General features: G+C 62.2%; 15 protein-coding genes. 8 read left to right on the top strand and 7 right to left on the bottom strand.

Annotated features, from left to right (window positions below; all coding sequences use genetic code 11):
* Positions 1-7: 7 nt before the first annotated feature.
* Positions 8-766, bottom strand: a complete 759-nt coding sequence (locus tag OIM99_RS26250; RefSeq protein ID WP_311853482.1) for an MBL fold metallo-hydrolase — start codon at positions 764-766, stop codon at positions 8-10.
* Between the two features lie 385 nt (positions 767-1,151).
* On the opposite strand from OIM99_RS26250, the gene OIM99_RS26245 reads away from it, so the two are divergent.
* Complete coding sequence (locus OIM99_RS26245; protein WP_311853481.1) at positions 1,152-2,708, top strand: ATP-binding protein; 1,557 nt, start codon at positions 1,152-1,154, stop codon at positions 2,706-2,708.
* Between the two features lie 18 nt (positions 2,709-2,726).
* Here OIM99_RS26245 and OIM99_RS26240 read toward each other — a convergent pair whose 3' ends face one another.
* The 4 genes from OIM99_RS26240 to OIM99_RS26225 are packed head-to-tail and all read right to left on the bottom strand — an operon-like array spanning position 2,727 to position 6,445.
* The gene (locus OIM99_RS26240; protein ID WP_311853480.1) at positions 2,727-3,380 is read right to left on the bottom strand and encodes a flavin reductase family protein; all 654 of its coding nucleotides are present in this window, start codon (positions 3,378-3,380) and stop codon (positions 2,727-2,729) included.
* Between the two features lie 4 nt (positions 3,381-3,384).
* The gene (locus OIM99_RS26235; protein WP_311853479.1) at positions 3,385-4,332 is read right to left on the bottom strand and encodes a carbon-nitrogen hydrolase family protein; all 948 of its coding nucleotides are present in this window, start codon (positions 4,330-4,332) and stop codon (positions 3,385-3,387) included.
* 33 nt (positions 4,333-4,365) lie between these two features.
* Entirely contained in the window at positions 4,366-5,277 is a 912-nt protein-coding gene (locus tag OIM99_RS26230; RefSeq protein ID WP_311853478.1) for a fumarylacetoacetate hydrolase family protein, read from the bottom strand.
* Positions 5,278-5,299: 22 nt separating this feature from the next.
* Positions 5,300-6,445, bottom strand: a complete 1,146-nt coding sequence (locus OIM99_RS26225) for a cupin domain-containing protein (RefSeq protein ID WP_311853477.1) — start codon at positions 6,443-6,445, stop codon at positions 5,300-5,302.
* Positions 6,446-6,585: 140 nt separating this feature from the next.
* Between OIM99_RS26225 and OIM99_RS26220 the strand changes: the two genes are divergently transcribed.
* On the top strand, positions 6,586-7,320 hold the full coding sequence (locus OIM99_RS26220; RefSeq protein ID WP_311853476.1) for an FCD domain-containing protein: 735 nt from the start codon (positions 6,586-6,588) through the stop codon (positions 7,318-7,320).
* A 5-nt stretch (positions 7,321-7,325) separates the two neighbouring features.
* Here OIM99_RS26220 and OIM99_RS26215 read toward each other — a convergent pair whose 3' ends face one another.
* Positions 7,326-8,738 carry an MFS transporter gene (locus tag OIM99_RS26215; protein WP_311853475.1) on the bottom strand — a complete coding sequence of 471 codons (1,413 nt, stop codon included), beginning with the start codon at positions 8,736-8,738 and terminating at the stop codon, positions 7,326-7,328.
* A gap of 128 nt (positions 8,739-8,866) precedes the next feature.
* On the opposite strand from OIM99_RS26215, the gene OIM99_RS26210 reads away from it, so the two are divergent.
* From OIM99_RS26210 to OIM99_RS26200, 3 genes are all read left to right on the top strand, one after another.
* On the top strand, positions 8,867-9,625 hold the full coding sequence (locus OIM99_RS26210; RefSeq protein ID WP_311853474.1) for a winged helix-turn-helix domain-containing protein: 759 nt from the start codon (positions 8,867-8,869) through the stop codon (positions 9,623-9,625).
* Between the two features lie 122 nt (positions 9,626-9,747).
* Positions 9,748-10,296: a GrpB family protein gene (locus tag OIM99_RS26205; protein WP_311853473.1), complete on the top strand. Its 549-nt coding sequence runs from the start codon at positions 9,748-9,750 to the stop codon at positions 10,294-10,296.
* On the top strand, positions 10,296-11,420 hold the full coding sequence (locus tag OIM99_RS26200; protein ID WP_311853472.1) for a leucine-rich repeat domain-containing protein: 1,125 nt from the start codon (positions 10,296-10,298) through the stop codon (positions 11,418-11,420). The genes OIM99_RS26205 and OIM99_RS26200 overlap by 1 nt, the downstream gene beginning before the upstream one ends.
* Positions 11,421-11,427: 7 nt before the next feature.
* On the opposite strand, the gene OIM99_RS26195 is transcribed toward OIM99_RS26200, so the two are convergent.
* On the bottom strand, positions 11,428-11,919 hold the full coding sequence (locus OIM99_RS26195; protein ID WP_311853471.1) for a hypothetical protein: 492 nt from the start codon (positions 11,917-11,919) through the stop codon (positions 11,428-11,430).
* A 136-nt stretch (positions 11,920-12,055) separates the two neighbouring features.
* On the opposite strand from OIM99_RS26195, the gene OIM99_RS26190 reads away from it, so the two are divergent.
* The 3 genes from OIM99_RS26190 to OIM99_RS26180 all read left to right on the top strand — a co-directional run bounded on the left by OIM99_RS26190 (position 12,056) and on the right by OIM99_RS26180 (position 15,155).
* A complete protein-coding gene (locus OIM99_RS26190; RefSeq protein ID WP_311853470.1) occupies positions 12,056-12,799 on the top strand; it encodes a hypothetical protein in 744 nt (247 codons plus the stop codon).
* Positions 12,800-12,838: 39 nt separating this feature from the next.
* The gene (locus OIM99_RS26185) at positions 12,839-13,459 is read left to right on the top strand and encodes a ClpX C4-type zinc finger protein (protein WP_311853469.1); all 621 of its coding nucleotides are present in this window, start codon (positions 12,839-12,841) and stop codon (positions 13,457-13,459) included.
* A gap of 112 nt (positions 13,460-13,571) precedes the next feature.
* Positions 13,572-15,155, top strand: coding sequence for a S10 family serine carboxypeptidase-like protein (locus OIM99_RS26180; RefSeq protein ID WP_311853468.1), 1,584 nt, complete (start codon positions 13,572-13,574; stop codon positions 15,153-15,155).
* Positions 15,156-15,176 lie beyond the last annotated feature (21 nt).

Genomic DNA, 15,176 nt, shown 5'->3' with positions numbered 1-15,176 from the left:
TTCCTCATCAAAGATCGAGCGTGGCGCCGTCCTCAGCGACCAGGACGCCGGCGGCGATGATGTCCTGACGCAAAGCATAGGCGCTGGGATTCATATGGGTCGCCATGATCCGACGCGCCTTGAGACGCGGCAGGTTGGCTTTCAAGGTCGGCCAGTCGATGTGATAAGGCACGGTCTCCTGGCCTGAATAACATTCGACCATGAACAGATCGGCGCCGTCGCTGATCTCGACCAGATTATCGACCCAGCAGGTATCGCCGGAAAAGGCAAAGGTTTTTCCGCCATTCTCGATGCGCAAAGCGCGCGACATGGCGCCTGACGGATGATCGACAGGCAGCACCGAAATCTTGCAGCCAGCCACCTCCGTCACAGGACCAGGCCGGTTTTCGATCAAGGTGAGCGGATAGCCCCAGCGGTTCGACCAACTGTCGGGGAACAGCGCTTCGCAGGCGGCGCGAAGGCGCCCTTCGAGCCCCTCGGGGCCGACGATCGTCAAAGGCTTCTTGCGGCGGCTGACGAACTGGCCTTCCAGGAGCAGCGACGGCAGGCCGCCGAAATGGTCACCATGCAGGTGGCTGAGAACCACCGCGTCGATCTCGTTGGTGTCAAAGCCAAGTTTATGCCAAGCGACCAGGGCTGACGAGCCAAAATCGACGACCAGCGTCTGGCCGCGCCCATCTTCCCCCGAACAGTCGAGCCTCAGACACGTGTTGGAACGGCCGCCGCTACCGAAAGCATCGCCGCTACCCACGATGGTCAGATGCATTCGCTGATCCTTATGTGCCTGATTTTCGGCTTCTCCCGCTCTTGAGTTGACGGGTGCGAGGGGGTGGGACGGGGACGTAGAAAACATAAAAAATCCTATACAATAGATGGCCTTCCGCCAAAACGGCGCACGGGAAAATCCTTCAAGAAACCATCGCATTTCATCTTAATTTGCGGTGATCAATGTGCGCTAGCGCACATCCAGGGGCACGAATCCTCTCGTACTGCCGGCATCCTGGGCCCGATGCGTCTTAACTCGACATTAACCCAAGTAACTTCGGAACCTGTCAGCCGATCGTTAAGCTTTTTGGCGGAATATGGCCGCGCCGCCGATCGCGGGCATTTTTCCAGTCCATTCGCGTTTTGAGTCCGGGTCTATTGTGTCCATGCGTGAGGTCACCGCCGAAATGATCGAGCGGGGTCGCGGCCCCGATCCGAGAACGGCTCAGCAGCGCCGTGACATGGCCACGCAGATTCGTGCCACGCGCGAACGCATCACCTCCTCCGGCACCGGCCATCGCGCTTTCGATCTCGAACTGATCCGCCAGTTCGCCGAAGCGCGGAAGTCCGCCGCCCCCGTGGTCATGGCGCTGGCGTTCATCGTTGCCGGCAGCACGATCATCTGGACCACGCCTTTCCGGGCCTTGATCTGGCTGACCCTCATGACGAGCGCCAATGCCCTCGTCTATGGCTTCGCCACTCGTTTCCTGCAGGATGACGAACCGGAGCGGCGGCTGCGCGCCTGGCATCGCAAATTCATTTTCGCCGAAATCGTCCAAGGCTTCGCTTGGGCCAGTCTCGTCGCCATTCTCCTGCCCGTGGCTGACGAAAGCGCGCGGCTCTTCGTTCTGTTCGTTCTGCTCACCGTAGCGGCAATGAACGCGGTGCTCTCCGCCCCCATTCCCCTGGCCGTCTATTGCAGCCTGCTGCCGGTCACACTCGCCATCGTCATCTTCACCCAAGGCAATCACATGGCATCGGCGGCGGCTTTGCCGCTGACGATCATGGCGGCCGCAACGCCGATCTATTTCGCCGTTCTCGCCAAGCGGCTCTACGCGTCTACGCTCGATTCCTTGTCGCTGCGCATGGAGAAAGACGAACTGATCGCCGAGCTTGAAGCGCAGAAGATGAATTCAGACGAGGCCCGGCGACGCGCCGAAGAGGCCAATCTCGCCAAATCAAGATTCCTGGCCACGATGAGCCACGAGCTGCGCACGCCGCTCAATGCCATTCTCGGTTTCTCCGAAGTGATGAAGAACGAATTGTTCGGCCAGCACGCGGTGCCGACCTATCGCGAATATGCCAGCGACATTCATTCCAGCGGCGAACATCTGCTGAAACTGATCAACGAAATCCTCGACCTGTCGCGCGTCGAAGCCGGACGCGTCGAGCTGCGCGAGGAATCGATTTCGATCGCTCACATCGTCGAGGACTGCCAGCATCTGCTCACCATGCGCGCGCAAAAGCGCGGCATCAATGTCGTCAACACGATCGAACCCGATCTGCCGCGTCTGTGGGCCGACGAGCGTGCCATTCGTCAGGTGACGCTGAATCTTCTGACCAATGCGATCAAGTTCACGCCGCAAGGCGGCACGGTGACCATCAAGGTCGGCTGGACGGCGGCGGGCGGACAATACATTTCCATCCGCGACACCGGACCCGGCATCCCGCCGGAAGAAATCCCGGTGGTGCTTTCCTCCTTCGGCCGCGGCTCGATGGCGCAGAAGAATGCCGACGAAGGTTCAGGCCTTGGCCTGCCTATCGTGAAAGGCCTCGTCGAACTGCACGGCGGCACATTCACGCTGAAATCGGAAGTGCGTGTCGGCACCGAAGTGATCGTCATCTTCCCGCCGGAGCGGGTTATGGACGCGCTGCCGCATATGGATGTGGTGGCCGAGGAAAAACGGACGCCGCGTCGCTTCGTGCGCCGTTCCGCCGCCTAGCAAGCTGCTGATTTTAGTTCAGCCTTCTGTTTTAGCTTTTTCCTGTTCTTGCAACCAGCCAGCGTAAGTCGGGCGGTCGATGCTGAACAGATCTGACGTGCGCGCATACCAGCCACCCCCGTGCATGCGGCCGATGAGCCGCAATGCCGGCGTATCGATGTGCCCGCGCGCACCGTCGATGATGAATTCATCCGCGACATGAGCGGCGACGATGCGACCGATGACGATGGTCTGCTGCGGCCCCGTCACCACCGCCGAGAGGCTGCGGCATTCGAGCGAGACCGGCGCGGCCTTGATGCGCGGCGGCGCGACGAGCGTGCTCGGCGCGGCTTCGAGGCCAGCGCAATCGAGTTCGCTGATCTCGCGCGGCGCATCCATGCAGGTGATGTTCATGGCCGAGGCGAGATTTTCCGAGACGAGATTCACGACGAATTCGCCCGTCGCCAGAATGTTCTCCGCCGTGTCCTTGAAGCCTTTCACCGGATCGCGCAGGAGCCCCAGTACAAGCGTCGGCGGCTCGTGGCCCATCACGTTGAAGAAACTATAGGGCGCCGCATTGACGATCCCCGCCGCAGACTTGCTCGTCACCCAGGCGATCGGTCGCGGCGTCACCGTCGCGGTGAGCACTTTATAGCGGATGTCGGCGGCGGTGGCGTCCATCTCATAATACATGGCGCTACCGCTGCTCGGCGAGAGAGGCGAGATTGGAAACCGGATGTTTCGGCCGATCGTCGACGATCAACTGGAAAATGTCGGGCCGCGCATAATGGCCGCTGACGTCGAAATCGAACTTGCCACGCGGCACGTCGTCGAGATCGAGATTGGCGTAAAGGATGGTTTCGCCCTCAAAATTCGGGCCGGCGAGCACGCGGCCCAGCGGATCGATGATGGCGCTGCCGCCGCGCATCATCACCGTTTCAGGTTTATCGCCGAGCGCGGACTCGTGGACCTTGCTGTAAGCGCCACGGGTGATGTGCTGACAGGCGGTGAGCACGAAGCAGCGGCCTTCGAGCGCGATGTGGCGCATGGTCGGGATCCAGGTCTCACGATCGTCCGCCGTCGGCGCGCAATAGATGGAGATGCCCTGCGCATACATATGCATGCGCAGCATCGGCATGTAGTTCTCCCAGCAGATCACCGCCCCGACCGTGCCGAGAGGGGTTTCGAACACCGGCATGGTCGAGCCATCGCCAAAGCCCCAGATGAGCCGTTCGCCGGCGGTCGGCATCAGTTTGCGATGCTTGCCGATCAGGCCCTTGGCACCATCGAAGAAGAGCACCGTGCAATAGAGCGTACCCTTGTCGCGCTCGATACAGCCGATCACCGCGAACATACCGGTTTCGGCCGTCGCCGCGGCGATCGTCGCGACCTCTTCGCCATCGAGTGAGATGGCGGCGGAATGATAAGCGCGGAAGGCTTCGCGACCTTCCGGCTTGCGCATGCCGATGGGCGCGCCGAAGGAAGCGCCCTTGGGATAGCCGCCGATGAAGGCTTCGGGGAAGACGATGAGACGTGCGCCATTTTGCGAGGCTTCACGGATCATCGTCGCCGCCTTCTCGGCGGAGGCACGAGGGTCTTCGGGAAAGGAAGCGGCCTGGGCGACCGCGGCTTTATATGTCGTCATGGCTGTCCTGTTCCCTTGCTTTCCCGCCGGTTCTTAGACCGCGACCACCGGATGGCGGATCTGACCGATCTTCTCCACATAGGCTTCGACCACGTCGCCGGGCCACAGCCATTCCTGCGGATTGCGGCCGGCGCCGACACCTTCCGGCGTGCCGGTGGCGATGATGTCGCCAGGCTCGAGCGTGATGCCAGCGGAAATGTCGGAGATCAGCGTCTTCACGTCAAACAGCATGTGCTTGGTGTTCGACTTCTGCTTGATCACGCCATTGACCGTCAGCCACAGATCGAGTGCCTGCGGATCGGGAATTTCGTCGGCGGTGACGATGCAGGGACCGAAGGGGCCATAGGTGTCCATGCCCTTGGAATAGATCCACTGGCCGGCGCGACGGTTGTCTCTCGCGCTGACGTCGATCATGACGCTGTAGCCGAACACGTAATCAAGCGCCTTGTCCTTCTCGACGCGTTTGGCGGTACGGCCGATGATGGCCGCCAGTTCCACCTCCCAATCGAGCTGTTGAGTGATCGCTTTATTGTGCTCGATGGCATCGCCCGGGCCGATCACCGTGGTCGGCGGCTTGGAGAAAATTACCGGCTGCTTGGGCAGATCCTTCGACGTGTCGAGGGTGCGGCTCGATTCCGCGACATGTTCGACATAATTGAGACCAATGCCGAAGATGTTCTTGCGCGGACGCGGGATCGGCGCGAGCAATTTGACATTGACGAGCGGCAGCGCCGCGCCGATCGGCCAGGACGGCCGCGTCTGATCGACGACATCCTGCAATTGCGTCACCGCCAGGGGCCCGAGATCGATGAGATCGAGCATGGTGTCGGGCAAATCAAGCCCGAGGGAATCTCCCAGCATGGCGACGTCGACGACATAATCGCCATCGATGAAGCCCAAACGCGCGGGCGCCTCGACCGAGGCGCGATAAGTCACAAGACGCATGGATGTTCTTTCGTTGGTTAGGTTAGTTCACCGACGGCTGATAGCCGCGGTTGTCGAGGAAGGCTTCCTCGCGATAGAGGCCCAAGGCCTGCATGACCGGCAGGTCATGGAAGGCGAAGAGACAGGCATCGTCCTTGTCGGAGCCATTGGCATGTTCGTGCCAAGCCCAGGACGGCACGCAGAAAATGTCGCGCTCCTGCCAATCGAAGCGGCGGCCGCCGATGATCGAGAAACCACTGCCCTTGGCCACCTGATAGATGAAGCTGCCGGTATGGCGATGCGCCTTGGTGCGCTCGCCGGGCCGCAGCATCTGCATGCTGGCGCCGATGGTCTGCATGACCGGACCGCCGGTGACCGGATTGACGTAATTCATCATCACGCCATCGAAGGGAGAGCCTTCGGTGGTGCCGGCAAAGCGCGTCAGCGCTTCATAGGTCGGCGCCCATTCATATTTGAGCAGCGGCGAATAGCCCTTCGACCAATCGCCCGTCGACGGACGCAGGCCCGGATTGCCCCAGGTCTTGCTCATATCGTCGACCGCATATCCGACAGCCTGCTGCAGATCGGGATGGACGACATAGAAATTGGCTTCCAGCGCATTGACGAGCGGAATGTCGAGACCGTCCTGCCAGATGCAGGGCGAACCGCTGGCCTCGACACCGTGTTCATGCCAGGTGCCATTGGGCGTGAGCACGAAATCATTGGCACCGAGCGTCATCTTGTGACCGTCAACGATCGTATAGGCGCCCGCGCCTTCCATGATGAAGCGCAGCGCCGAAGCGGAATGGGCGTGGGCGGAAGCGACTTCGCCCGGATGCATGACCTGCAAGCCGGAATAGAGCCAGCCGACGGCGGCGGCATCGTCCTTGCGGCCGGGATTGTTGAGATAGATGACGCGACGGCCAGCCTTCTCCGGCGAGACCAGTTCGACCGAACGCAAGACGTGTTCGCGTAGGTCACGATAGCGCCACAACACCGGCACGGAGGCCGACTTCGGCTCCCACGGCTCGATCTTATTGGCGACGGTCCACAGCGCCGCCGTCTCGAGCCGTTCGAGATCCTTGTAATAGGCGATCAGCTCGGGCGTATCCTCGACATTGGCGCGACCGGCGACTTCCTCGCGATACTGGTCGTGCCGTCCTTGCTCTTGGTTTTTTTCGGCGCTCATGGCCTGATCCTCGCTCGATCCTGATCTGCTCAAAGGCTAGGAAGGATTTTCGAAAGAATCAATCTTTTTCGTGACGATTGACGATTTTAGGTGATTTTTTCCGCAGACCGCCTATTCTAGCACCAGACCAGGAGGAAAATGTGCCGTCTAGACGCCTCACCGCCACGGCCGTCGAAAATGACCGGACGGGATCGGAAACCTTGACCTTGGTGGACACCGCCTATCGTGATCTGCGCCGCGACATCATCGGCGGTGTATTCGCGCCAGGTCAACCGTTGCGACTGGAGGTGCTGCGCGCCCGCTACGGCCTCTCGTTTTCACCGCTGCGCGAGGCACTCAACCGGCTGCAAAGCGAGCGCCTGGTGCAATCGGCGCCGTTGCGCGGCTTCTCCGTCGCGCCCTTCTCGGCCGCGCAAATGTGGGACGCGGTGGAGACCCGCGTGCTCGTCGAATGCGAAGCGCTGCGCCGCGCCATCGCCGCCGGCGATGATGCCTGGGAAGCCCGGATCGTCGCCGCCTTTCACGCCCTCAATCTCAAGACCAAGCGTTTAGCGACGCGCACGACGCCGCCCTCGGCCGAAGAAGCGCAGGAAATCGAGACCAGCCATTACGAATTTCACCGCGCGCTCATCGACGTCTGCGGCTCGCCGCGCCTGCTCGATCTCTCCGATAAGCTCTATGCCGAAACCGAACGCTATCGCCAGCCGACCCTGACCGGCCGCACGCCGAAGGGAACGCCGCGCGACGTGGCGCTCGAACATCGGGAAATCATGGATGCGACACTGGCGCGCGAGGAAGCCCGCGCCATCGAACTGCTGGCGGCGCATTATCGGCGCACGGCAACTTTGGTCGAGGCCAGCCTCGAAGCAGAATAAGAGCATTACGCCTGCTCGGCCCGGCGCCAAGCGCGCCAGGCCAGAAGCACGGCGCAGACTTGCACGCCAGCGCCCGTGAGCATGGCGACGCGTAGGCCCGTCGCACCAGCCCCCGCCATCACATGGATAGCCCCGAGCAGCGCGACGCCCATGCTGGCGCCGACCATACGCGCGACATTGAGAAGCGCACTCGCTGTTCCCGACCGCGCCGCCGGCACCGCGCCAACGGCCGCGCCCGTGAGCGGGCCCGTCGCGAAGCCCATGCCAAGCCCTGTGAGCGCGAGGCCAATCTCAGCCCCCAGGACGGACGGTGCACCTGCTGACAAGGCGATCAGGGCCAGGCCCGACGCGATGATGGCGACACCGCCCGTCGCCAGGGGGCGATTGCCGAAGCGCGCCGCCAACCCGCCGGAGAACGGTGATGTCGCAACGAACACCAGCGCCATGGGCATCAGCGCCAGGCCAGCGCCTGTCGCATCGAAACGGCCGGTCGCCTGCCAGGTCATCGGCATCAGGAACAGCGCGCCATACATGCCGAAGGTCATCGCCGCAGTCGCAGCCAAAGCGCTCGTAAAGATTTTCGAGCGAAACAGATCGAGTGGCACCAACGCCGTTGCCCCGCGCCGGCCTTCGACATTGATGAACAAGACGAGAGCGATCAGCGCCACAACGAAAGCCATGCCGCCCATCAACGGCGCTTCGTGAAATTCGATCGCGGCAAAGGCAAGGCCAGCGATCGCGAGCGCGCCGAGGACCTGTGCCGTCACGTCGAAATCGCGCCCCTGCGGATCGGAGGTCTCGCGGATCGAGAGCGGCGCCAATACCATGGCGATGAGACCAAGCGGAATGACGACGAGAAAAATGCTGCGCCAGCCGAAATGATGGATCAGCACACCGCCGAGCGTGGCGCCGATGGCCATCGCCAGGCCATTGCATGCGGCCCAGATGCCGAGCGTGCGGCCGCGTCGTGCCGGATCGGTCCAGGTGACACGGATGATCGCCAAGGAGGCCGGAATCATCAGGGCCGCGCCGAGGCCCGTCACCGCACGTCCGGCAATCAAGACCGTTACCGAAGGCGCGAAAGCGCAGACCAAGGAGGCCAGGGTGAAAATGCCGACGCCGATCATGAACATGCGCCGACGGCCCCAGAGATCGGCGAGCAGGCCACCGGTCAGCAGCAGCACCGCATAGACCAGATTATAGCTGTCGATCACCCATTGCAGCGCGCCGGCGCGGGCCTGAAAAGCAGTGCCTATTGGTACGACGGCGAGATTGGCGACGGCGGTATCGACCTGGGCCACCAGAACCGCCAAGCAGAGGGTGATCAGCGCCAGCTTTTCGCGCGGCGGTTGTGTCGCGAGCCGCAGATCATAAGAGGTTGTGTGCAAGGTTTGCACGCGATGACGGTCGTCGGGCATGGTCGGTCTCCAAAAGGAGCGCGGACGTTAGACCTCACCGTGCTGACATGTTTCGACAGCAACCGAAGCATGATGACTGCGTTGCCCCTAGGATCAGTCTCCCCGTCCTTCCATTCGGGAGCAGGACCATGACATTTGCTGCCGGTTTCTCCACCGCTGCGGCCCTCATCGCCGATCCGGCGCGGGCGCGCATGCTGACATTTCTGCTCGACGGCCGCGCCTATCCGGCCGGCCAATTGGCGGAGGTTTCGGGCGTGACGCCGCAGACGGCGAGCTCGCATCTGGCGCAATTGCTCGCCGGCCACCTCGTGGCGTGCGAGGCGCAGGGGCGCCATCGTTATTATCGTCTTGCCGGACCGCGGGTGGCGCAGGCGCTGGAACATTTGGCAACGCTCGCCGCGCACCAGCCCGTGAAGCGCCCGGCTCTGAGCGCGGAAGGGCGCGAGCTACGCTTCTGCCGCTCCTGCTATGACCATCTCGCCGGCCAGATCGGCGTTGCCGTGACGCAGGCCCTGCAAAGCCGCCGCTGCATCGCCATGGCGGACGATCAGCGATTCCACCTGACGCCACAGGGCGTCCTTTGGTTCGAAACCATCGGCATCGACACGCAGAACCTGAAACCGACGCGACGGGGGATCGCCCGCCCCTGCCTCGATTGGACGGAGCGCACCTATCATCTGGCTGGACCGCTCGGCCGGGATCTGCTGGCCAATTTCATCGCGCGGGGCTGGCTGCGCCGGGCGAAGGACTCCCGTCGTCTGCTGGTCACACCCAGGGGTCAGTTGGAGTTGAAGCAGCGGCTCGACATCGACACCGATCTGCTCGCCCGGTTGCCACAACAACAACCGGCCACGGCCGCCCTCGCCATAAATCCAGCACAATCCTGAAATCTAGATTGTCTTGATTTTTACGATTGACTCAAAATCAAGCTATAATTTATAAATCATCCATGGCGACCTGCTCGATGGCCGGCGAACGCCATCGTCGATGTGTTCGAGAGGAACTTGTTGTGTCGCCCCCGGTTAAAGTCGAATTGCAGCCGCATGATCCCTCCTGGGCGCAAGACGCGGCGCGGGAAAGCGCGGCATTGACGGAGGCGCTCGGTCCGGTGCTCATCGGCGTTCATCACATCGGTTCGACGTCGATTCCGGGCATTCATGCCAAACCGATCATCGATTTGATTCCGGTGGCGACCGATCTCGCGGCGCTTGATGCGTGCCGCGAAACCGTCGAGGCCCTGGGCTATGAATGGTGGGGCGAATATGGCCTGCCGGGGCGGCGCTATTGCCGCAAGAGCGATCCCGTCACCGGACGCCGGCTCGTTCATCTGCATGGCTATGCGCAGGGGTCGCCGGAAATCACCCGACATCTGGCGTTCCGCGACTATCTGACCGCTCGCCCCGCGCTCGCCCAGGCTTATGATCAGGAAAAAGCCCGCTGTCGCGGTCTTCACCCGGACGATATGAACGCTTACAGCGATTGCAAGGATGCCTGGATCAAACGGGTCGAGGCGCAGGCTCTAGCCTGGGTTCGTGAGCGGACCGGGGAGAAACAGTGATGCGGCTGGTGGCCCTTGTCCTGACCTTGTTGGCCGGGTTCTTCGTTCTGACGCCGGGCGAGGCGCAGACGATCCGCGTCGGCGGGCAGCCCGTGCAGATCGATGCGCAAACCGTCGACCTGTCGGAACTGACCGTGCTCACCGATATTTCGGCGCTGGCGAAACTGACGGCGGTGAAGAAACTGCTGATCAACGGCACGGGCATTACCGATCTGTCGGCCCTGGCCGCTCTGCAGACGCTCGAAGAACTCGACATCTCCGACACCTCCATCGAAGATCTCTCGCCGCTGCGGAAACTGGCGAACCTGCGCGCCGTCTTCGCGGCCCGCAGCCGCGTCTACGACCTCGCGCCGCTCGCCGGCCTGCCGCGCCTGAACCAGCTCGATCTGCGCCAGACCCGTCTGGGCGATCTTGAGGGTTTGCGGCCGCTGACCAATCTCGAAACCCTGTGGCTCTCGGATCTGCCGCTAAAGGACATCGCCGCGCTGGCGGAGATGAAGAAACTGGTCTCGCTCGACCTATCGCACACCAAGGTCGCCGATCTCTCTCCCATCGCTGACACCAGCACGTTGACCACCCTGCTTTTGCAGAGCGCGCCGGTCGGCGACCTGATGCCGATCGCCAAACTGAGCAAGCTGATGCGGCTCGACGTCGGCTATACGCAGATCACCTCGCTCGAACCGCTGGCCGGCTTGCGCGCGCTCGAAGACCTGCGCGCCGATGCCACCCATGTGAGCGATCTGGCGCCACTGAAAGAGGCCACGAGCCTGATGGTCTTGTCGGTCGCCTTCACGCCGGTCAGCAACGTGACGCCCCTCGCCGGGCTCGTGCAATTGAAGAATCTCGTCCTGGCGCGAACCGACGTGCAAGACATCGGACCGCTGAAACAACTGACGCAATTGTGGTCGCTCGATATCCAAGGCACGCCGATCAGCGATTTTTCGCCGCTCATTGGCCTCATCTCGCTGCGCCGGCTGGCGGTCGGCGAGCCATTGCCGAGAGAAAGATACAACGCGCGCACGCCGATCGATGTCTATGCGTTGAATCTCAACTGGCAGACGTTTGACGGGCAGAAGCAGATCCAGGACTTCCTCACCGGCCAGGCCAGACCCAGGCCACGGTAATCCCCTCTCAGCGCCTCAGAACAGATACGTAGGATGCCACTTCCGGTGCGCTGAAGATGGCCTTGGCTTGTGCGGCGGCGGCGACATAAGCCGACATGTCGCCCTCCTTCGGCAAGGCCAGCTTGCCGTCGCAATAGACGTAGATGTCCTTGACCTCACGGATCACCCGTGCGCCTGGAATGGCATAAGACGGCGCGGAAAAGGTCGCCTGGGTGCGTGTGATCGCATAGTGAGACGGCGTGACGATCAGCAGGCGCGTCTCGACCCAACCGCTCTCCGCCCCATCGCGACGGACGATTTGACGGAGCAGGCGTTTGCCTCGGCCGGCATAGATTTTCCAGGTCGCCCCTTCCGACGATTGCATCTGCGAGGCATCGAACTGCGCGCTGGCCCGGTTCGGCAAAGGCTGGCGCAGCAATCGCTCGAGGCGCGCATCATCACAGGCGAAGGCCGTCGTGGCGAAAAGGCAAAGACAGCCGGCCAAAACGGAAACTTTCATGGGGTTCGTTCTCCGAACATGGAACCGTCGTGGATCGAAGCGTATTCTATACGCAACGTGGGCCGAAAGCATTGATTGACGCTGCGACAAGATTCATTGTGAAATTCGGTTAAGGCCCGCGGTTCGAGAACAACAGATGACCCACCAGCGCAAGATTTTCGTCGCATTGTTGAGCATTACCCTCCTGGTAAACGCCAGCACGCAAGCACAGGATGAGAACTATTGCTCCGCCTCTTTTGCTTCGCGCCAACCGACGTCAACCTTTGCGCTGCGTACGGTCAAGGAGGACGTCAAGCGCCTCCACTTCATCGACGGCCCCAGCAAGCCCGGTTGTCCATCGCTCGAGGAAAGCTGTCAGTTGCCCGGTTTCGTCGTGGGCGGTGACAAGCTCCTCGTTACGTCCATCAACAACAAGCGCATCGCCTGCGTCCATTATTTCTCCAAAGCCGGCAAGCTCAGCAGCGGCTTCGTCGATCTCGGCAGCCTCGGCATTCCCTCCTTTCCCGAGGACAAGCTCAACAGCCGCGCCGGTTATGGCTCCTGGAGCAATGGCTACACCGGATTGATCGAGATCAAGCCGGGATCGGATGATTATGTGATCGTCTCCGGTGACATCAATCGCGGCCCGCCTTCATATAACAGCGGGACACTCAACGGGCCGGCCTTTCTTTCACCGAACGGCGACGATAAAACGGCTGGCTATGTCGACGACCATTACAACGGTGACAAAGCGCCCACTGAAAAGCCAGATGCGAGTGCGGCGGCGGATACATGCCGGGCCCGGCTGCGCCTGATGGGTGATTTTCTCATCGTCGATGACAATGATCGCTGTGGCGGCAATGGCGTGATGTTCACGGGACTTTACAAGAAGAAGCCGTGAACTGGCTCTGAATCTTGCTTAGACGACAATGGAGATGGAATGGACTTCAAGACGCGACTGAGCGGCGCCTGGTCGCTGCTGACGGGACGAGGCAATAACACCGCCGTATGTTCTTTCTGCGGACAGAACCGCTTTCACGTCGAGCAGATCATTGCCGGCCCCGGCGCGACCGCCATCTGCAACCGCTGCGTCTTCCTCTGCAATCAGGTGTTGCTCGACCATGCGGGGCCGCCCGGCTTCCGACGGCAGGCCGACGGCCCGCACGTCCAGACCATCAGCATATCGCTGGCGCATAGCGAACCGCTGCTGGGCGCGGCCGAACGTGTCGCCGTGGAGGAATTGCTGCGCGTCCTCGTTGCCGCTTTGCCGGACAGTCAGTTGATAGGCTGGAGCTATCTGCACGGCAAGGATCGCTTCGATCTGCTGACGGTTGAAATTCAGACGACATCGGGACGATCGGCCGAAGAAATGCGGGCGCTCGCCACCTCCCATTGGCAAAGCCTGCGTGACGCGAATCTCGCCGCACGGAAAGTGCCTGCCAACGAAGAGACCCCTGCCTTGATCGCCATTGGCGAAGCCGCGACGCGCGCGGCACAAAACTTCGCCGTTGCCGTGGCCCAGGCTGCCACAGCAGAGGAACAGAATTCCACGCCGGCTTAACCGTACCGCCCTGAACACGCGATTTTGACCGCCATAATCCGCGCACAGAAATTGCGCAGGATCGCCGCCTATGATGCGATGATGCTCCCTGGGAAACGGTAGGAACATGACCTTGCAGAAATCACTTCGGCAGAACTCCCCCCACCGCGCCTCCATTCTCTTCGCCCTCTTCGCAACATTCGCCAGCAGCCTTCTCGCCATCCCGGCCGCCCATGCGCAGCCCGCCGAGAGCAACGTGCGCGAACGGCCAGCCGCCAACCGCGGCGGGCGGCCGGCGGAACAGGCCCAGCCGGCGAGCGAGGCGCGCTCCGAAGTCCGCCCTCTGCCCGCCGACCGCACGACGACGCATCGCGTCGACATCAACGGCAAGACCACCGAATTCACCGGCACGGCCGGGACGATCCGGCTCAACGATCTCGAGAGCGGCCGTCCGATCGCCGACATCAGCTATATCGCCTTCCAGCTCGCGGGTGCCGACAAGCGCACGCGGCCTGTCACCTTCGCCTTCAATGGCGGTCCTGGTTATGCCTCGGGTTGGCTCAATCTCGGTGCGCTTGGCCCGTGGCGGCTGCGCATGGACGCGGATGCGGCCTTTCCGACCGCCGATCCGGCACCGCTCGACAATAACGAGAGCTGGCTCGAATTCACCGATCTCGTTTTTATTGATCCGGCCGGCACCGGCTATAGCCGCGTCATCGGCGGCGAGGACGTGCGCCGGCGTCTGTGGGGTGTCGATGGCGACATCTCCTCGCTCGCCACCACCATTCGGCGCTGGACCGAAGCCAACGGCCGCAGCTTCTCGCCCAAATATATCGCCGGCGAGAGCTATGGCGGCTTTCGCGCGCCCAAGATCGCCCATCAGCTCACCACCGATCAGGGCGTCAGCGTCAACGGGCTGGTGCTGATCTCACCCGTGCTCGACTTCCGCCGCTTCAATGCGCGCAACAGCCCGCTGAGCCTGGCCGCCGGCCTGCCGTCGATGGCGGCAACGGCGCTGGAGCGCAAAGGCACGATCGAGCGCAGCAGCTTGAAAGCGGTCGAAGATTATGCGCGCGGGCCTTTCATCACCGATCTGATGCGCGGCCTGAAGGATGCGGACGCGCTGTCGCGATTGACGCGCAACGTCTCCGAATTTACCGGCCTCGACGTCGATCTCGTGGCGCGGCGCAATGGCCGCATCACCACCTCGACATTCGCAGCCGAAACGGCGCGCGCCAATGGCAAGATCGCGTCCCTCTATGATGGCGCGGTGCTCGGGCTCGATCCCTTCCCCGGCTCGCCACGTCCTGAAGCCGACGACCAGATGCGGCTTGGCCTGCATGCCCCGATCACGCAGGCCATGGTCGACATGTTCCACAATCGCCTGGGCTGGAATGTCGAGAATGGCCGCTATTTCTTCATCAACGACCAAGCTTCGCGGTCGTGGAACTGGGGCAACAGGCAGCAAGAGGCGGTGAACGATCTGTCGCAATCTCTGGCGCTCGATCCGCGCCTGCGCGTGCTCATCGCTCATGGCCTGACAGATCTCGTGACGCCTTATTTCGAAACCCAGATGGTGCTCGACCAAATGGCGCAGATCGGCCCGGCCGAACGGCTACGCTTCGAAGTCTATCCCGGCGGCCATATGTTTTATGCGCGCGATGAGTCTCGTCGACGGTTTCGCGACGCGGCGCGCGCAATGATGGCGGCGCCATAAGCTTCGCAGCGGCACATCCTA

Source organism: Methylocella sp. CPCC 101449 (assembly GCF_031921685.1).
In the GTDB taxonomy this organism is placed as follows: domain Bacteria; phylum Pseudomonadota; class Alphaproteobacteria; order Rhizobiales; family Beijerinckiaceae; genus Terripilifer.
The sequence above is the reverse complement of the archived record's forward strand: the minus strand, read 5'-3'. Positions and strand labels throughout refer to the sequence as shown.